16 protein-coding genes are annotated in these 18,070 nt (G+C 43.7%); 8 read left to right on the top strand and 8 right to left on the bottom strand.

Going from position 1 to position 18,070, the window contains the following annotated elements; all coding sequences use genetic code 11:
* Position 1: 1 nt before the first annotated feature.
* The gene (locus QT990_RS05950) at positions 2-1,435 is read right to left on the bottom strand and encodes an isochorismate synthase (protein WP_333308083.1); all 1,434 of its coding nucleotides are present in this window, start codon (positions 1,433-1,435) and stop codon (positions 2-4) included.
* Between the two features lie 448 nt (positions 1,436-1,883).
* Between QT990_RS05950 and menA the strand changes: the two genes are divergently transcribed.
* The 6 genes from menA (at position 1,884) to QT990_RS05920 (ending at position 7,193) form a co-directional block, all read left to right on the top strand.
* A complete protein-coding gene (gene menA / locus QT990_RS05945) occupies positions 1,884-2,780 on the top strand; it encodes a 2-carboxy-1,4-naphthoquinone phytyltransferase (protein ID WP_333308081.1) in 897 nt (298 codons plus the stop codon).
* A gap of 151 nt (positions 2,781-2,931) precedes the next feature.
* On the top strand, positions 2,932-3,177 hold the full coding sequence (locus QT990_RS05940) for a hypothetical protein (protein ID WP_333308079.1): 246 nt from the start codon (positions 2,932-2,934) through the stop codon (positions 3,175-3,177).
* 5 nt (positions 3,178-3,182) lie between these two features.
* A complete protein-coding gene (locus tag QT990_RS05935; RefSeq protein WP_333308077.1) occupies positions 3,183-3,590 on the top strand; it encodes a retropepsin-like aspartic protease in 408 nt (135 codons plus the stop codon).
* Positions 3,591-3,617: 27 nt separating this feature from the next.
* Positions 3,618-4,418, top strand: coding sequence for a 2-succinyl-6-hydroxy-2,4-cyclohexadiene-1-carboxylate synthase (gene menH / locus QT990_RS05930; RefSeq protein WP_333308075.1), 801 nt, complete (start codon positions 3,618-3,620; stop codon positions 4,416-4,418).
* Between the two features lie 11 nt (positions 4,419-4,429).
* Complete coding sequence (locus tag QT990_RS05925) at positions 4,430-5,683, top strand: o-succinylbenzoate synthase (protein ID WP_333465027.1); 1,254 nt, start codon at positions 4,430-4,432, stop codon at positions 5,681-5,683.
* Positions 5,684-5,759: 76 nt separating this feature from the next.
* Complete coding sequence (locus tag QT990_RS05920; protein WP_333465026.1) at positions 5,760-7,193, top strand: 2-succinylbenzoate--CoA ligase; 1,434 nt, start codon at positions 5,760-5,762, stop codon at positions 7,191-7,193.
* A gap of 150 nt (positions 7,194-7,343) precedes the next feature.
* On the opposite strand, the gene QT990_RS05915 is transcribed toward QT990_RS05920, so the two are convergent.
* The 4 genes from QT990_RS05915 to QT990_RS05900 all read right to left on the bottom strand — a co-directional run bounded on the left by QT990_RS05915 (position 7,344) and on the right by QT990_RS05900 (position 11,091).
* Positions 7,344-8,315 carry a putative 2-dehydropantoate 2-reductase gene (locus tag QT990_RS05915; RefSeq protein ID WP_333140141.1) on the bottom strand — a complete coding sequence of 324 codons (972 nt, stop codon included), beginning with the start codon at positions 8,313-8,315 and terminating at the stop codon, positions 7,344-7,346.
* Positions 8,316-8,391: 76 nt separating this feature from the next.
* Positions 8,392-8,817 (bottom strand): thioesterase family protein, encoded by a 426-nt coding sequence (locus tag QT990_RS05910; RefSeq protein ID WP_333465025.1) that lies wholly within the window; start codon positions 8,815-8,817, stop codon positions 8,392-8,394.
* 153 nt (positions 8,818-8,970) lie between these two features.
* A complete protein-coding gene (locus tag QT990_RS05905; protein ID WP_190739853.1) occupies positions 8,971-9,417 on the bottom strand; it encodes a tellurite resistance TerB family protein in 447 nt (148 codons plus the stop codon).
* Between the two features lie 369 nt (positions 9,418-9,786).
* A complete protein-coding gene (locus tag QT990_RS05900; RefSeq protein ID WP_333140146.1) occupies positions 9,787-11,091 on the bottom strand; it encodes an ATP-binding protein in 1,305 nt (434 codons plus the stop codon).
* 125 nt (positions 11,092-11,216) lie between these two features.
* Here QT990_RS05900 and QT990_RS05895 point away from each other — a divergent pair, with 125 nt between their 5' ends.
* Positions 11,217-11,540, top strand: coding sequence for a TMEM14 family protein (locus QT990_RS05895; protein WP_333140147.1), 324 nt, complete (start codon positions 11,217-11,219; stop codon positions 11,538-11,540).
* A 209-nt stretch (positions 11,541-11,749) separates the two neighbouring features.
* Here QT990_RS05895 and QT990_RS05890 read toward each other — a convergent pair whose 3' ends face one another.
* A complete protein-coding gene (locus QT990_RS05890; RefSeq protein WP_333140149.1) occupies positions 11,750-12,775 on the bottom strand; it encodes a hypothetical protein in 1,026 nt (341 codons plus the stop codon).
* A 181-nt stretch (positions 12,776-12,956) separates the two neighbouring features.
* Between QT990_RS05890 and QT990_RS05885 the strand changes: the two genes are divergently transcribed.
* The gene (locus QT990_RS05885; RefSeq protein WP_333308063.1) at positions 12,957-14,369 is read left to right on the top strand and encodes a hypothetical protein; all 1,413 of its coding nucleotides are present in this window, start codon (positions 12,957-12,959) and stop codon (positions 14,367-14,369) included.
* A gap of 375 nt (positions 14,370-14,744) precedes the next feature.
* Here the strand turns inward: QT990_RS05885 and QT990_RS05880 are convergent, their stop codons facing one another.
* Both QT990_RS05880 and QT990_RS05875 read right to left on the bottom strand, forming a co-directional pair.
* Positions 14,745-17,288 (bottom strand): protein kinase domain-containing protein, encoded by a 2,544-nt coding sequence (locus QT990_RS05880; RefSeq protein ID WP_333465024.1) that lies wholly within the window; start codon positions 17,286-17,288, stop codon positions 14,745-14,747.
* Positions 17,282-17,818 (bottom strand): hypothetical protein, encoded by a 537-nt coding sequence (locus QT990_RS05875; RefSeq protein ID WP_333465023.1) that lies wholly within the window; start codon positions 17,816-17,818, stop codon positions 17,282-17,284. The genes QT990_RS05880 and QT990_RS05875 overlap by 7 nt, the downstream gene beginning before the upstream one ends.
* Positions 17,819-18,070 lie beyond the last annotated feature (252 nt).

Genomic DNA, 18,070 nt, shown 5'->3' with positions numbered 1-18,070 from the left:
GCTAAACTAAAGCATTTAAAAGTGCTTGTAATTTGAGCTGAATTTCTGCTAGTTCTTTTTCGGGTTCGGAACCCGCCACAATACCAGCACCAGCATACAGTATAGCCCGATCGCCATCGATTAAAGCCGAGCGAATGCCGACGGCAAATTCGCCGTTGCCGGTGCGATCGATCCAGCCGAGGGGTGCTGCGTACAAAGAGCGATCGCAGCTTTCGCAGCCGCGAATTTGCTGTAGGGCAATATCTCTCGGTACGCCCGCCACCGCTGGCGTTGGATGCAGTTGGGATAAAATCTTTAATAAATGAATATCACGGGGAATTCTAGCCCTTATGGGTGTCCACAAATGCTGAATGTTTGACAGTTGCAGCAGCCTGGGAACCGGGGAAAAGTCGGGATTGATACCGAGACTCGACAGGCGATCGACTATAAAATCAATTACAACTCGGTGTTCTCGAATATCCTTTTCGCTGTTGAGTAAACCTTTGCCTAAATTCGCATCTTCCGCTTCATTTTTCCCCCTCGGTGCCGAACCAGCTAAGGCATCTGTTACTAATTCATTTTTGTGAATGCTGATTAAGCGTTCTGGACTGGCACCGATAAAGTTTTGACCTTGGCCGTTACTGGTGGAAAATACGTAGCAACCGGGATAAGTAAGGCGCAAGTTATTTAACGAATCTATTAAACTGAAAGGGGTTTGGGAAATGACATTTATTGCTTGGGACAAAACAATTTTACTGAAATATTGAGACTTGATAAATTCTAAAGCCGACTTTACAGACGTTTTAAATTGAGTGGCATCGTTCACAGGGATTTGTTTTAAAAATATCGAACTGTTTCTAATAGAAGTTATTTTGCTGTAAGAAATCGACGCAATTTTATCGAAATTTTGCCAAATATTATCCGTAATAATCTTAATATTTAAATCTCGGTGAATGATGGCATTTGCAACAATGATGCAGCTATCTTTCAGGCGAGTAATCTGCCATTTTGGTAAAAATACGGTGCCAGGGGGAAAGTAAGAATTGGTGGCGACATTCTCATCGAAAAAAGCAAAGCTACAAAAAAAGTGCGGCCCGCTGAAGGGCAAGCGTTCTGTACCGATGGTAATTGTTCGGGCAAGACAAGATTGAATAAAATTTTGAGCGAGGGTAAATCGATCGCTTCCGGCTACTGTTAAATGGATGGCCGAATCTAGGGCGGCGATCGCAAAACTGTTGCCGGAAATCGGGTCTCTTTTTTCAAAGTAAAAGTGCCGCTGGCAAGGTTCGGAAATCTCTTGAAGTACAACTAGCGGATCGACGGGGGCAATCTCCTGAGAAATACTAACTATTTTTGTTTGATCTTTTTCGGTTAAAGACTGCTGGCAATCTAACAGAAACTGATGCAGTTGATTGCGGTCTTGTAAAAGATTAGCGCGGTGCGGTATTACTGTCATGAAAGCGAGAATAGCAGATTTGTCAGAAAGAGTGCGGTTTTGTCCCGCTAGAACCCCTATTTCGATCTAAGCACGGGAGGGCGATCGCAAAACATGACCTTTCGAGTTTCCCGGAAAGTTTGGGCTCAGCGGGGGGCAAAAAACAGACGATCGTCTTCGTTGGCGTAGCCCCCGTAGGGGCGGGCTTTCCTTCGGATCGCAACGCTTTCGCCAAGGCGCGATCAATCGAAACATTTAGACATAAAACTTTAAGATTGAGCGACTCAATTTCGACTCTCATGCGATCGACCCCGCAGAGGTTTGCAGACGGGCATTACCGGGCGCGCGATCGCCCGCAAAGCCTCTCAAGGGATGCCCGCCGCGCACTCAACCAGATACAGAGTAGAGTTTCTTCACCAATAAAATTGTAAAATTACTACGCTGCTATCAATTGCATCAAGTTTGTGTAATGACAACAAAGTTAATTGAACGTTCAAATAGTAAATTGTGGCTGGCGGCAATCAAGCCACCTATGTACAGCGTTGCGGTGATTCCTATTTCAGTAGGAACAGCCGTTGCTTTTGCCGAAACTCAAACGATTAATTCCTCAATTTTTTCGACATTTTTAATGTCAGCCATTTTGATTATAGCATGGCTGAATCTCAGCAATGATGTATTTGACTCGGAAACAGGCATCGATAAAAACAAAGCGCATTCCCTAGTTAACTTAACCGGAAATAAAGCTTTAATTTTCGGGCTAGCCAATCTGTTTTTAGCAGTCGGAGTGTCTGGAATCTGCGCCATAAGCTGGTGGCAAAAAGACCCAACAGTAATTTTGCTAGTAGTTTTGTGCTGTGCTCTCGGCTACACTTATCAAGGGCCTCCGTTTCGTCTTGGCTATCAGGGTTTGGGGGAAATAATCTGCTTTTTCACCTTTGGGCCGCTAGCCTTCGCCGCTGCTTATTACAGTCAAACTCAAACTTGGTCTGCTACTAATTTGGCGGCTTCGGTTATCGTGGGAATTACTACGAGTATCATCTTATTTTGTTCCCACTTTCATCAAATTGCGGATGATTTGGCTGCGGGTAAAAAATCGCCAATTGTGCGACTCGGTACGAAAAAAGGTGCCCAGTTGTTGCAGTGGTTGTGCGGCAGCGTTTATGCTTTGACTGTGCTATTTGTGGCTTTGGGAATGTTCCCAATTTGGACGCTGTTGATTTTTGGGAGTTTGCCATTTGCGATCGACCTTTGCCGCCATGTCACAGACTATCACGACCAACCTGTTCATGTCAGCAACTCTAAGTTTATCGCAGTTACGCTGCATTTTTCGAGCGGATTGCTGCTGGCGTTGGGCTTTGGTTTGTAGATCGGGCGATCGAGAATTCCGGTAAACTGGAGGTATGGTTTGCTAAGTTGAAGGAGTTGGTGGAGTTGGCAGAGTTGGGCGACTTCTCAAAATCTTCTTTAATTTAGCAATCCGTACCTCACATTGAATCGTAAAAAAGGAGAATCAAAGCATGAGTACGCAAGTAGAAATTGACAAAATCCTCAGCCTAGAAGAAATTTTTAGCCTATATCCTGATGAGTGGGTACTCATCGTCAATCCTGAATTAGATGAAGAATTAAACGTAATTCGGGGTCAAGTTTTAGCCCATGCAACAGAACGCGATGAAATTTACAGTAAGCTTTCATTAAGGAATGGAAAATCTGTAGCCATAGAATATACTGGATCGATACCTGACAACATAGCAGTGATGTTGTAACGAAAATGCCAGCTTATCAGAAAGTTTACCGTTTGTTGCGTTATGGCCAAAATTTGCTAGCCGTGCAAGCGACTGTTGGCAGTAGAGAAGGGGGCGATTTTGTGCGGGTGCGTTTATTGGTAGATACGGGATCTAGCTTCACAATATTGCCAGTTCAAGTATTACAAAATCTGGGTTATGATACGCGCAATCCTTTACGCAGGCAAGAATTAGTTACAGGTCAAGGAAGAATCTATGTTCCTGTAATTAATGTATCTTGGTTTAATTGCGTGGGTCAACTAATAGAAAGTTTTGAGATAGTTGCCCACGATATACCGCCAAATATCCGCATAGACGGTCTTCTTGGTATGGACTTTCTCACTCGTTTTCAGGCAGTCATCTCTGTTGGCAATGCGGAAATTAGATTGCAGTAAATACGGCAATTATAGTAAGACTTGTATATGGATAGATTTAAAAAATATCAATTTCACTATTCCTTAACTGGCAACAGAAATCACCCAATAATTTTATTCCTCCACGGATTCACCTGCGATGGTCAAGACTTTAATCCCATCATTTCCTTACTATCTCAAAATTATTGCTGTCTAGCAGTTGACCTTCCCGGTCACGGAAAAACTAGAGTAATCGGCGAGGAAAGTTGCTACAATATATCAAATACAGCCGAAGCATTGATACAGTTATTAGATGATTTACAAATAGACAAATGTTTGTTGTTGGGCTATTCAATGGGCGGGCGATTGGCACTTTACATGACATTACATTTTCCAGAAAGATTCGAGAAAGTAGTGTTAGAGTCAGCTTCTCCGGGATTGAAGACAGAAAAAGAGCGATCGCACCGCCTGCAAGCCGATTTACAGCTAGCACAAAAGCTGGAAAAGAGCAACATTAAAGATTTTTTATTAAACTGGTACGATATCCCTTTATTCAAATCTTTAAAAAACTCTCCCAACTTCGACAAACTCATAGAAACCCGCTTAGCAAACAATCCCTTAGAATTAGCCAAATCCCTCCGCAACATGGGAACCGGCAACCAGCCCTCTCTCTGGGAAAAACTCGCACAAAATCAAATTCCCATCCTCTTGCTAGCGGGAGAATATGATGATAAATTTACAACTATCAATACCGAAATTGCCAGCTTGTGTCCGGCCGCCCTTCTGGAAATTGTACCAAAAGCTGGTCACAATATCCATTTTGAAAATCTTGATAAGTTTGGATCAGTTGTGAGACAATTTTATGATTAACTAAAAAACAAATGCTTTATCAATTCGAGTTTCGCACTTATCAGCGAAAATTTAAGCGCCCCTTGCGAACAAGTCACGGCATCTGGGATATTCGATCGGGAATTATCCTGCGACTTTTTGGCGAAAATAATCAAATTGGTTGGGGAGAAATTGCCCCTTTGAGTTGGTTTGGTTCCGAAAGTTTTGAGCAAGCTTTAGATTTTTGTAACTCGTTGTCAGGTAATATTTCATCAGAGATGATTTTTGCTATTTCCGGTGAATTGCCGGCTTGTCAATTTGGCTTTGAGTCAGCACTATCAAACTCTCGATCCCCCCTAAACAAGGGCGGGCACGGGGGCACCGCCCCTACTAAGGGGGGGACAAGAAATATTCTCAAAGTCCCCCTTATTAAGGGGGATTTAGGGGGATCTAGACTTCGCCTAAAATCGACATTGATTGCGGGTTCAGTCTTAAGAAGTCACCAATCGAGAAAGGGGGGGAGAAATATTCTCAAAGTCCCCCTTATTAAGGGGGATTTAGGGGGATCTAGACTTCGCCTAAAATGGACATTGATTGCGGGTTCAGTCTTAAGAAGTCACCAATCGAAAGAGGTTGGGAATGAGGAAGAAAAAAATCGGTTCAGCGGTTTATTGCCAGCAGGTGAAACAGCTTTGCAGGTTTTGCAAGTGCTTTGGTTAGAGGGATATCGGACGTTTAAATGGAAAATTGGGGTTGCTGCAATTGAACAAGAATTAAATATTTTTCAGCAGCTAATCGAAGCAATGCACAATTTGTGCGATCGAGAATCGGCATTTTTGCGGTTAGATGCCAACGGGGGACTCAGTTACTCGCAGGCTAAAACATGGCTGGAAGCTTGCGACAAGGTAAAAGCAACTCCCGACTTTTCCGCAGACATTGAATTTTTGGAACAGCCGCTGCCAGTAACACAGTTTCAGGAAATGGTAGAATTGAATGCTATTTATGCAACTCCGATCGCCCTTGATGAATCTGCCGCCAACCTCGATCGCATCCAAGAGTGCTACAGCCAAGGCTGGCGGGGCATTTTCGTCATTAAACCTGCGATATGCGGTTCCCCATCCCAACTGCGAAAATTTTGTCAAACTCACAATATAGACGCTGTTTTCTCATCAGTATTTGAAACCGAAATCGGCCGACAAGCAGCATTAAATTTCGCAACACAATTGTCTTTAAATAAGAGAGCACTCGGCTTCGGCACCGATTCCTGGTTCGATGACAACCATTCGATTTTGGATTTTAGATTTTAGATTTTAGATTACTCCCACGACTAAATCAAACGGGTTAGGTAATTGTTTTGAATCGAGAAACTTGGTGAAAGCATCTATGGCAACAAATCTAACAGTAAATATTCGGGATATCGCGTCTGGCTTGCCTGATAATTGGCTTATCGGTTGTGACAGTCGCGAATTTTCCCGAATTGTCGATCGGCTATTTCAAGAAATCACCCAAAATTCCGCACAAAAAACACCCCCAAAAATTTGCCTCGCCGAACCAGAACCCGTGCAATTTCTGGCCAGTTTCACCGCCGCCCACGCCGCCAAATGCCCGATTTTTCTCTGCAATCCCAACTGGGTAAAACCAGAATGGCAACAAGTCTTTGATTTAGTCCAACCAGACTTAATTTGGGGACAATGCCCGCTTCCCAAAAATCCCCATATCCCAGTCCGCGAAGGCGGACTTCGTTTGTATAGCCGCGAATTCCATTCGCCCGAATTCTATTCGCCGACTAAAAACGGTTTTGATACAATCATGATTCCCACCGGCGGTTCTTCAGGAAAAATCCGTTTTGCCATCCACACTTGGGAAACACTAACCGCATCAGTACAAGGTTTTCAACAATATTTTCAAGTTGACAAAATCAACTCGTTCTGCGTTTTGCCATTATACCACGTCAGCGGTTTAATGCAATTCATGCGTTCCTTTACTACCGGAGGAAAACTGGCTATTCAGCCATTTAAAGAATTAGAAAATGGTAAAATATGTCAGATTGAGCCAGAAGAATTTTTCATTTCTTTAGTTCCAACTCAACTGCAACGGCTGCTGCAAAATCCAGATACAGCTAATTGGCTGGGACGCTTTCGTGCCGTACTTTTGGGCGGTGCTCCCGCTTGGTCGGAACTTTTAGAAACAGCTAGAAACTATCAAATCAAATTAGCCCCAAGTTACGGCATGACAGAAACCGCCTCGCAAATTGCTACACTAAAACCCCAAGATTTTCTCGCTGGCAATAACAGTTCAGGTAAGATTTTACCGCACGCTAAAATAACTATTCGCAGTGCCAATGGCGAGATTTTGTGCGATAATCAAATCGGAAATATTGTGGTAAATGCTAAATCTTTGGCGTTGGGTTATTATCCTAAAAATTTTACCGATCGCCAATACTTCCAATTAGACGATTTGGGATTTTTTGATAAAAATAACTGCTTAAATATCGTCGGACGCAGCAGCGACAAAATTATAACAGGCGGAGAAAATGTATTTCCGGCGGAAGTTGAAGCCGTTGTGCGATCGACTAATTTAGTTGCGGACATTGCTGTAATTGGCTTGCCAGACAAAGATTGGGGTCAAGTCGTTACAGCTATCTACGTTCCCGCTAATTCCGAAGTTACTGTCAAAAATCTGCAAGCGGCAATAGAAGATAAGTTGAGCAAGTTTAAGCGACCGAAATATTGGGTAATCGTCGAACAATTGCCGCGCAATTCTCAAGGCAAAGTTAATCGAGAACAATTGCAAGAAATTGCGATAAAATATCAATAATTATTAGGCGATCGCAATCAATGCAGAAGGCAAAATTTCTCATGCTTATTTCCGACTCCTAACAACAGTCAACAGTCAACAGTCAACAGTCAACAGTCAACAGTCAACTGTCAACAGTCAACAGTCAACAGTCAACAGTCAACTGACTAATTACGACAAACCTAATAGCCTTCTCGTCCTCTCCGCTTCTTGCCTTTGAAAATCCATAAACTTTAACATTCGGTAAAGTACCTCTATTTGCCGCAACTTAATACCTGCTTGCTGCGCCACCCGTATCGGATTACCAAAAATCGCCTCAACTTCCAGGGGCCGCGATTCATCATAATCGATTTTCATGCTGGTGCGGTAAGGCTTCATTTTCTCAGTGTAGTCGAGCATATGTGGGATAAAGTCATCGGGAATAATGCGATCGCAACTTTTGGCTGCCGCTACCACTTCCCCCATGATTTCCTTAACTAAAATCAGAGTATCGGGATTAGCCATCAGTTCGTCAGTTCTCGCATCCAACACTACAGACAGCCCGTTATAAGGAATATTCCAAACCAGCTTTTTCCACCTTGACAATAGCAAATCTTCGCTCATTTTAATAGGAATATGAGCACGTTTAAAATCCTTAGCAATTTGGTGCAATCTATCAGTAATACCGATTGCTTTGTAGTCTTGGGCATATTCTCCCAGCGTGATAGTGCCGTAATCTAGGTGGAAGATATGACCGGGCCCAACTTTATAAGAGCAGAGAAAACACAGCCCGCCAAGCACTCGTTCTGCACCCACAATTTTAGCTACTTCCGGTTCGGCATTCAATCCGTTTTGCAAAACTAAAACCGCGCCGTTATCCTTTAATAAATGAGGCAAAATTTTGGGCAATAAGTGATTTTGAGTTGTTTTCAGCGCTACAATTACTACGTCGCACTTAGGCATTTTGTGCGCGTCGTGGTAGGCGCGGACGTGGGGGAGGGTGAAGTCGCCTTCGGGAGACTCGACAATCAAACCGTGTTTTTTGACATGATCGTAATCGCTGCGTAGCAAAAAATTGACTTCTAAACCTGCTTGTTGCAGTCTAGCACCGTAGAATCCGCCTAAAGCTCCCGTGCCCACAATGGCATAATTGCGATTTGACATACTATCAAAAAGTCAGAAATAATATCAACAAAACAGAAATTTAACTGTCATACCCTGCTATTATTTAAAGATAAAACTAATCTGAAATATCAATCTCAAATTTCCTCATCCACTGCATCAAGTCTTCAGATAGCTGTTTTCGAGTTCGGCTAACGGCATCGATGCAGACGTGCTTAGTCAGAGCTTTAGCAGCGCTTCTTCCTGCAACTTCCTGAGAAAATACTTGATAGGCAATTTCAAATTCATCGCCAGTAACTTGTTTGGGCGTCAATTGAATTATCAGCCGATCGCCCGCAAACATTGGGCGATAAAAATCTACACTAGCATGAATTATGGGAAAGGCAACCTCGGAATTGCTAAAAAATGCTTTGAGATTGATTCCCGATGCTGCTAGAGATGCCTCGTAAGCTTCGTGGCACATCGCCAAAACGTTAGCAAAGTAAACGACTCCAGCAGCATCGGTATCTTGAAAGTGAACAGTGCGGGTGTAAGTGAAAGGCATTTGAGGTAGTAGCTGGCGATCGCACATTGGATCGCAATTTTACCAACCATCATATCCGTAAACCCGCACTTTTGGAGAAGTTATTAGCTAAGTAAGTAGGCGCTAATTTTTTATATTGTAAAACTCGCCCTCCTCACTCCTTCCCCTGATTTCTTAACCTTTGTTCTTAATCAACATCACGTCTATAATCTTGAGGGCAATATCTTCGGAAAGCCCCAATGCACTGTAAAGATCGTTCAAAAGTTGTTCTTCTTCTTCTGAAACCTCGCCATCTGCTAAAGCGATATCAGTTGTTACAGCAAAAACGGTTTCTTTAAGTTCGTCGGGAAGCGTTGCCAAAGCCGCATTAAACAGTACCTCAACTCCTTGCCGTTGCAGAATCATCAGCAGGCGATCGAGCATTTTTCTCATTACGTCATCGGGATAACTGCGGAACAGTTGCATCCGAGATAGCGTCATGCTAATCGCTTTACTTTCGCTGTCATTGATGTAACCGTCTGCTGCTACTGCAATTAGCGCGATCGCCGCAAATGCTTCGGCAGGCCCTAACGTTACGTCCGTTTCTTGGCGAGTCTGCGATACTTTATCAAATAAACCCATGATATTTTCCTCTTTATTTAGTGGTGGATTTAGGGAGTCAGGATGGGTTCTGGCTCTGGAGGTTTCTTTGGAGATTTTGATAATTATATCAAATTTTGTTAGTTATTTATTATCAATAAAATTATGAAAAAATTAAGAATTTTTATTTCGCCCTTCGGCGCTGCAATGGCGGGTTTATTCAGATCCTGAATTGCCTTCCCATATTTCAGGTAAAACTGACATCTTCTACCCTTCTCAAGAACAGGCTTTTCGGCCTGTTCCACAAAGAGTGAATTTTATTGTGGAACAGGCCGAAAAGCCTGTTCATAAAAAACTTATTGAGAATGGTGTAACATCTCGGCTAAAACCCGCCCTCCCAGCGCAGACGATCTACTTGTGAAAAATGGCTAAATCTGCTTTCAGGAAATCAACAAACTGCCGCGCAGTCCTGCCCGATCGCCCATTGCGACGAGTTGCCCATTCTTTAGCGCGGTGTTCCAAATCATCGGGAGCGAGTTTGATTCCAGCGAGTTCTGCCAGATGTCGGACTATAGTTAAATAAGTGTTTTGATCTGCCGGTTCAAAAGTTAAAGTCAAGCCAAATCGATCGCTAAATGAAAGTTTTTCCTGCACAGTATCCCAAGCGTGAACTTCATCTCCGTCGCTGGGACGAGGCCTGTCGTCAAAAAACTCTCGAATTAAATGCCGCCTGTTAGATGTGGCGTAAACTACCACATTTTGAGAGCGAGCAGTGACATTCCCCTCCAAAACAACTTTCAGAGCTTTAAAAGCATCGTCATCTTCTTCAAAGGAAAGGTCGTCCACAAAAATAATAAACTTTTGAGGAACTCCCCGCAACTGCTCGACAATTAGCGGCAAATCTTGCAAATCCGATTTAGATACTTCAATCAAGCGCAGATTGCGACATCCAAATTCATTTAACAGCGACTTCACCAAAGAAGACTTGCCCGAACCGCGGCTTCCGTACAGCAAAACGTGCAAAGCCGGATAACCAGCAAGCAAAAACTCCGTATTTTTCACCAGAGCATCCCGCTGCCAATCGCAGCAAACCAACTCTTTTAAAGTGATGCCATCGGGATGCGAAATAGTCGCCAACTGCCCTTCCCGCCACGCAAAAGCGCGATATTCGGCAAACAAACCCGTGCCAAACTGTCGGTAATAAGCTGCCAAAGATTCCGTAGCGCTCGACCATTTTTCCAGTTTTCCGTGCAGCGGCAAATCTCCCTGTTCTGCTACACTTTCTGAATGCCAAATCGGAGGCACTGCGTCAAGTTGACCCGCTACCCGCACCCACTTGCTCAACTGTTCGCTGCTGCATTCGTAAATATTTTGCAGCACTTCTAAATCATGTCGGGCGGCCTCCACCAAAGCGGGGGGCAAACTTGCAAAATCTGTTTGCTGTGCTCGGCGTGAAAAGGGGTTTTCGTTTTTGAGAATTTCGGAAATCAAAGAATCTTTCCAGCTTAAATTTTTAGCAGCCTGAAGTTTGAACCAGTTCCCGTAAGCTATCTGACATTCCAAACCGCTGACTTCGCTGTGGTGAAGGGCTTGCAGCAAATCGAGAAAAGCTTGGCCGGCGGGGCTTTTGAGAACCGATTGATACAGCAGCAGGGATGCTGCGAGGCGCTGGAGGTAACGGATTTGGGCGATCGCACCAGAAGTTAGGGCTGACATAATGGCAATTGTATAACAGTTAGATATCCTGACTGGCTTTAATAAATTTTCTAACAATTCGTGACACTCATTGCAGGCCGCGCTGTATAAATTTAGATGCACTTGTGAAATCGGGAGGATTAAAAATGAATTTAGGTACAGCAGCGGCGATCGGCTACGGCATTTTAACACTGGTTGGCGGCATCATGGGTTATATCAAGGCCAAAAGCCAAGCCTCGCTCATTTCGGGCTTGATTAGCGGTTCGCTGCTAATTTTTGCCGGCACCGCGCAGCTTATGGGACAAAGTTGGGGTTTAACATTAGCAGCAGTCATCTCGGCTGTTTTAGTAATAGTCTTTATTTTACGGCTTGTAAAAACTCGCAAATTCATGCCGGCCGGAATGCTGATTCTAGCTAGTTTGGCATCTTTGGGCGCGATCGTTTACGAAATCAGCGGTCAATATCAATAATTTGTTGACTGTTGACTGTTGACTGTTGACTGTTGACTGTTGACTGTTTTTAGTGGTCAGTGGTTATTTGTTAATTGTTAGTTGTTCGTTCTAATAACCAATAACCAATAACTACTAACCAATAACCAGTGACCAATAACTAATGACTAATGACTAATAACTAATGACTAATGACTAATGACTAATGACTAATAACTAATGACTAATGACTAATGACTAATGACTGCATCAATATACTCCTGAACTTCCCTGAGTTGCTGCCGCTGGTATTCGATCCAATCTTTTTCCGCCGCTCGCTGTTCCGGCGTCTCTTGCTGATACCGCGCCTGCTTCTCTAAAAAATCATTGTAGAACTTTATCGCTTTTTCAACTGTGTGAGTTGCCAGTTTCATGCGCTCCTCAAAAATGGCTACAATCAAACTATCCATGATTGACCCAATCACTTTACAGGAATCTTCAAAATCGACCAAACTGATTCCCATCTTGCTTTTATGAACCAGAGCTTCTACAGGGGCTTTCAGCGTTTCTTTAAAAGTCTTCACAGAAGAGCCAGGTAAATATTTCAGAGGTTCCGTAAACTTCGACACAATCTCGCCGCCTATTGATTGCAGTCTCTCTCTAAATCTCGATTGACTGTTGAGATCGAAGCATTCAATATAAAATTCAATTTTTTCTATATCAATAGATTGTAATTCTTTAAAAATCAAATGGAGTTCATTCTCCATAATTAAAATCACTCGCTCTGCCTGGTAATCAACTTCATTCCGTAACTCTTTGTGCAAATTATCTTTTTCAAAAAAACCGAGAGTATCTCTTTGAAATATTTGATGGTTTTTATCCCACAAAAACCACTGATTTTTTAACTTGGTAGCCTTGTCGCTCCACGATTTGCGAACTTTAAAAACAGCATCATATTGGCCCTGTTTTCCTAAACTGCGAATTCTCACATCGCATCCGCTTAGTTCGCCAATTTGCTCCCAGACATCAACAGGAGATGCTCCAGCAATTCTCGGCTTGCTATTCCAGACATCCTCAGCGTGAGATACATCTTTGAAACATACCTGAAGTAGCCCCTTGAGTCTGAGGGCTGATTGCTTGATTTCCTGAATACAAGGTTCCACATCTAAGCTGAGTTGGGTAGCTGACTGTTTGATCTCTAGGGATTGATGTTCGTCGGCCAGCAATCGATCGCTAAACTGGGTAAGAGCCTGGAATACCTTGAGATACTCATTCATTTCCTTTGATGCCTCGTTTCCCTAAATAGCATACAATACAGAACATCTGCCTTTTTGAATACGAGCTAAGTCATACCATTTTAGATTTTAGATTAAAGAATTGAAGAATTGGGAATGACTGGTGACTATCGTGGTTTGGAGCTTGCCTACAGTTGCATTTTTTTTAAACTGGTGTCACAACATGGATTATATATTCACCCCTGCAACTCAGGCTCTACTTAATACTGGCAAACTGGTACAGCCTACTACCAAAACAGGAAAATTGCTCCCGGCAGCTAGAGATCCAGTGACAGGGGAGTTTGTGGAGCTTGCAAAAATCTTTTATCAATCAACAACTGGAACTAGCTCCTCGCGCGGAGTTCTAGAATTGCTCGCACAGTTAGCCGGAGGTGGCCCCATACAGCCGCTGGTAGCTCCTGTGTACGTGACAGTGGCGCCGTTGCAGGTTGCTCAAACTCATCAGGGGTTTCAAAAAACATACAGAATGCTTAACTGTCTGAAAATTAATTTGGCAGTGATGCAAGCAACTGCGGCAGTCATTGGTATTGGCGCTGTATCGAGCACAGTTTTGTCAGCAGTCAACCTCAACCAAGTATTAAAAATCAGAGAAGATGCAAAGCACCAGAAGCTAAAAATTAAAGACGGATTTATCGATCTCAGACACATCCTCAAAGATAGGGGAGTAGAGGTGATCCAGCAGATTTTTAAGGTGGCTCACGACTCTAATTTTGAAATGCACCGCCAGAAATGGGTTAACGGTTACGATATTTTTTCTAAGGCTGTCAAACGCTGTCAGTCAGCCCTGACAGTACCCGATCTTAAACTTCGGAATTCCGAAATTAATGGCGGGCGGGATATGCTGTTTGAGGCTTTAAAAATTTATGACAATCCCAGTTTGTTGGATGGGCTGTGTTCTGCCGGAAAGCTCAGGCAAATGGAATGTGTTTGGGCGATCGAGCAGGCGATCGGGGTCACGTTTCACTTGCAGCGGGCCTACGATATGGTGAGCGATCGCCTGCTGGAACTCCAATCAAAAATTTGTCAAGATATTCTAACTGTTGTTAAAGGATGTGAATCCGAACCCGAACTAGATTTTTTATTTCCCGAAGTTACTAGGATTCTGGGTCATGATTTAAGTGTAATAGAATTTTGGCAAAATGAGGTGGATTGGATGCAAACTTTGTCTCCAAAAGAGCAGCACCAGTTAGCTAGTTTAGATAAACTCACCGGCGATAGTTTAAAAAGCAGCGTGTACACTACATTCGCGGTATTAGCTGCCGAACCTTCACTTTATGAAACTTTAAAGCAAAAGTCTCACTTTCTCTCCTTGCGCGACCAGTTAACCTTCGCTGTGTCGCCGGAAATCCGCCGGAGATACGAATTTTATGTCAGCCAGCAGGCGATCGCTACTGGCTATCAAGGTTTAGCTGCCTCGAATTGGCAAGAAATATCCGATTTAACTGTCGCTAACCTCTACCACTTTTTTCAAATCCGAGAGGAGTCAACTGAAAATTCTCCAACTGAGGACGAATTAGAAACGCCTTATTGGCACTTTCCCCAAACCTTACAAAGCGAGCTGAATTACAGCAATTAAATGACCAATGACTAATTATATCATTTACGATCGAGCGATTAAAAGGGCGGGTTTTTGAGATTGTCAATTATTGGCAGATATTTTTCGTGAACCCGCCCCTACTGTATTATATCATGTCCGGTCAATTAACCATGATTCCTGTAGGGGCGGGTTCACCAAGATATTGAATAGAAACGGGAAAATCTGTAAACCCGCCCCGGCCTTTAATCGCGGTCAATCGATCGGACATGATATTAGGGGTAATCGACCGGAATTGATATTACACCAGTTCCTCAAAAGGATGCAACTGTAGGGAAATTCCCAACCATTATGCAGTAAGTCATTCCCATCTAAAATCTAAAATCTAAAATCTAAAATCTAAAATCTAAAATAATATTACCTCAACCACAACTTAATAGTATTGTCTTTAGAACCGCTAGCAATAGTTTTACCATCGGGACTAAAAGTCACCACATAAACTTCATCGGAATGTCCCGTCAAAGTATTCAGCAGTTCTCCGGTAGCAAAATCCCAAATTTTAATAGTTTTATCCTTGCTCCCGCTGGCAATAAACTGCCCGTCCGGGCTGATAGCAACCGAGACAATATCGTCATAATGTCCCTTGATAGAGCGAATTAAATCTCCGGTTTCGAGATTCCAGATTTTAATACTTTCATCGTAGGAACCGCTAACAATTGTCTTCCCGTCCGGGCTAACAGCCACCGACCTCACCGCGTCGCCGTGTCCCTCAAGAGTTTTGAGCAACCTCCCCGTTGCTACATCAACAACTGTAATTTTGTTATCCTTAGAAGCGCTAATCAAACTTTTTCCATCGGGAGTGAAAGCAACAGAATAAACAAAATCTGTATGGTCGGGCAAATTGTAAATCAAACGGCCAGTTGTTGCATCCGAAATCTTCGTGGTTTTGTCTCCGCTGGCACTAGCCACAAGCTGTCCGTCGGGGCTGAGGGCGACAGACCAAACAGAAGCAGTGTGGTCGAGACTACGAATCACTTGCCCTGTTTTCAAATCCCACAGCATGACTCGCCAAAAACCGGTTCCAGTCGCCAGTCTTGTACCGTTTGAGTCAAAAGCAACCGACCAAACGGTGGATGAATCTCCTGGAAAAGTGCGGATCGACTTGCCTGTAGCTAAATCCCAAATTTGGATGGTTTTGTCTTTAGAACCGCTGGCTAACATTAAGCCGTCTGGACTGAAAGCAACAGACCCAACTGCATCTGAATGCTGAGCGAAATTTTTGACTTTGGCGTTCTTCCAACGCAGACCTGCTTGGCACTGTTCTTGTAACTCCTGAGCGGACGAATAGGTGCTGGAAGTGTTGGCAATTGTTGGTATTTGGCTGATGCAGCCTTCATAATTGCTGGCTGTATAAAGAGCTTCAATTTGAGTGATCTGTTGGGATTCTTTCTGGACTCGCTGCTGCCATTCTTGCCACTTGAGATATCCGTAAACTCCGCCGATCGCAGCTAAGAGAGCCGCAATTGTTGCCCCAGCAAGATAAGGATTGAATTTGCGAGTTTCTTTGGGGACAATCGCTGCTGGGCTGGCGATCCTCTCCGTTGGCGTAGCCCCCGTAGGGGCGGGCTGCGCTAACGAGAAATCGGTTTTTCCGTTCAGATTTACCTGCGGGGATACCGCCGGACTTGCCTGCAATTCGAGGTGAGGGGCGCTACTCGGTGGTAGCCCATTGGGGTTGCGGTGTCCCTCCAAAACTGTGGTAATCGCCTTGTACAATTTAGCGAATAAAGATTTAGGAATGACTAATTCTTCGATTGTCGCGGCATCTTCGTCAGTAAGCCCTAAAACTTGCTGCAAGCGTTTTAACTCCTCGCGAGTTTCCAGAGAAAAAGGATATTCTTGCTGCATTGCTTCTTGCAGTGATTGTTCGTAGCGTTCGCCTTTTTCCCTGTATTTCCGGTAAGGGTTCAATACCTCATCTTCGATCGCCTCTGCTTCTTCTGGCAGCAATTCCAAACTGACGCGCAGTTCATCTAATATTCTCCGACCGACGACTGTAATATCACCCCGGCTGCTGCTGCGCCGATCGACTTCTTCGCGATATATTGTTAGCTTGGGAATCCGTGCCCGCGAGCGATCGCCAATTTTCCTCAAATCGGCTAAAGCTTCCGCCGCCGACTGGTACCTCTCCCGAAAATCATAGCGCACCATATTGTCCAAAACATCGGCCAGCGCTTGGGAACACACGGCTAAATGCCGCCAAACAATTTCGCCTTTATTAGAATTTTTCAAATCCCGCAGTTTCGGCAAATCGTAAGCCGGCAAACCCGTCATTGCTTGGATGCCAATCATTCCCAAAGCGTAGATATCGCTATTGAGTTGGGGGTTGTATTGAAATTGTTCGATCGGCATATATTCCAGCGTGCCAATCCGCACCGTTACCGGCGCTTGTCTTTGAGCGATGTGAATTTCTTTCACCGAGCCAAAGTCAATCAAAACTAACTTGTTGTCTGAATAGCGGCGGATTAAATTTGCTGGTTTAATATCTCGGTGAATTACTCCCTGTCCGTGTACAAACACTAAAATTTCTAACAGTTCCTTCAGCAAAGCAATCATTTTTTCTTCGCTCATAGGTTTGCCCGGTACAATCTCGGTTGATAGCGAGTGACCGGCAACAAAAGATTCAACTAAGAAAAATTCTTCATTTTCTTCAAAATAAGCGAATAGCTGAGGAATTTGGTCGTGTTGACCGAGCCTTTCTAGAACTTCTGCTTCTTTTTGAAAAAGACGGCGCGTAGTATTAATTAATTTCGGTTCGGTGGTACCGGGACGCAGGTGCTTGACAAAGCACTGCGGTTCTCCGGGACGGCGAATATCTTTGGCCAGATAGGTTTGCCCAAATTCTCCTGTTTCTATGACTTCAATGATTTGATAGCGTCCATCTAAAAGTTGGCTCACCATGATAATAACGCAGCCTTTTTTTGGTTGATTTTCGCAAGAAACAGTTGCACTGTTGAGTCAGTTGTATAGCCTTTTTCAGGTAAATTAGGTGTTCCGGGGAATGGGCAAAACAGGGCATTGGGCATGGGCAAAACAGGGCATTGGGTATTCGGAATAGTTGTTTCTTTCCTTCTTCTTTCTTTCCTTCTTCCGACTTCCATCGGACTTCTTCCCTCTGACTTCTTTCCTTCAGACCTCTTTCCTTCTGACTTCTGACTTCTGACTTTTGACTGAGATATTGCACCATTCTCAATTACTTGTTTAGGAACAGGCAAGATGCCTGTTCCACAAGAAAACTCACTCTTTGTGGAACGGGCATCTTGCCCGTTCTTGACAATGGTGCAACATCTCAGTTCTAACTGAGATATTGCACCATTCTCAATTACTTGTTTAGGAACAGGCAAGATGCCTGTTCCACAAGAAAAATCATTCTTTGTGGAAGGGGCATCTTGCCCGTTCTTGACAAGGGTGCAACATCTCAGTTCTGACATACTTTATTTTTTCAACATCTGCAAAGCTTGATATCCCAAAAAGAAAAAACCCAAAGCGCCGAGTACCGCTATCGTGTTCGCAAACACATCGACTGTAAAAAATTCGCCCATTGCAATATCCTCTGAAAACTGATATCTATCCTCGGCTTTTCGGTCGCTGTCTGGGTGAGGGGTATTGCCCCTCGCTGCGGGCGAGCCGAAAGATGCTCACAAATTATAGCAAAAGAGGTGGTCAATCGATTTTAGATTTTA

The organism is Microcoleus sp. T3_B1 (assembly GCF_036700445.1).
Lineage (GTDB): Bacteria > Cyanobacteriota > Cyanobacteriia > Cyanobacteriales > Microcoleaceae > Microcoleus.
Note: the sequence above shows the minus strand (reverse complement) of the source record. Positions and strands in the feature narration are given on the sequence as shown.

Bases quoted from the DNA above. Each gene is read 5' to 3' on its own strand.
- QT990_RS05915 (WP_333140141.1), bottom strand. From the start codon at position 8,315: ATGTCAAATCGCAATTATGCCATTGTGGGCACGGGAGCTTTAGGCGGA.
- QT990_RS05940 (WP_333308079.1), top strand. From the start codon at position 2,932: ATGAGTACGCAAGTAGAAATTGACAAAATCCTCAGCCTAGAAGAAATT.
- QT990_RS05905 (WP_190739853.1), bottom strand. From the start codon at position 9,417: ATGGGTTTATTTGATAAAGTATCGCAGACTCGCCAAGAAACGGACGTA.
- QT990_RS05900 (WP_333140146.1), bottom strand. From the start codon at position 11,091: ATGTCAGCCCTAACTTCTGGTGCGATCGCCCAAATCCGTTACCTCCAG.
- QT990_RS05885 (WP_333308063.1), top strand. From the start codon at position 12,957: ATGGATTATATATTCACCCCTGCAACTCAGGCTCTACTTAATACTGGC.
- QT990_RS05875 (WP_333465023.1), bottom strand. From the start codon at position 17,818: ATGTCAGAACTGAGATGTTGCACCCTTGTCAAGAACGGGCAAGATGCC.
- QT990_RS05925 (WP_333465027.1), top strand. From the start codon at position 4,430: ATGCTTTATCAATTCGAGTTTCGCACTTATCAGCGAAAATTTAAGCGC.
- QT990_RS05890 (WP_333140149.1), bottom strand. From the start codon at position 12,775: ATGAATGAGTATCTCAAGGTATTCCAGGCTCTTACCCAGTTTAGCGAT.
- QT990_RS05920 (WP_333465026.1), top strand. From the start codon at position 5,760: ATGGCAACAAATCTAACAGTAAATATTCGGGATATCGCGTCTGGCTTG.
- QT990_RS05910 (WP_333465025.1), bottom strand. From the start codon at position 8,817: ATGCCTTTCACTTACACCCGCACTGTTCACTTTCAAGATACCGATGCT.
- QT990_RS05895 (WP_333140147.1), top strand. From the start codon at position 11,217: ATGAATTTAGGTACAGCAGCGGCGATCGGCTACGGCATTTTAACACTG.
- QT990_RS05880 (WP_333465024.1), bottom strand. From the start codon at position 17,288: ATGGTGAGCCAACTTTTAGATGGACGCTATCAAATCATTGAAGTCATA.
- QT990_RS05950 (WP_333308083.1), bottom strand. From the start codon at position 1,435: ATGACAGTAATACCGCACCGCGCTAATCTTTTACAAGACCGCAATCAA.
- menH (WP_333308075.1), top strand. From the start codon at position 3,618: ATGGATAGATTTAAAAAATATCAATTTCACTATTCCTTAACTGGCAAC.
- QT990_RS05935 (WP_333308077.1), top strand. From the start codon at position 3,183: ATGCCAGCTTATCAGAAAGTTTACCGTTTGTTGCGTTATGGCCAAAAT.
- menA (WP_333308081.1), top strand. From the start codon at position 1,884: ATGACAACAAAGTTAATTGAACGTTCAAATAGTAAATTGTGGCTGGCG.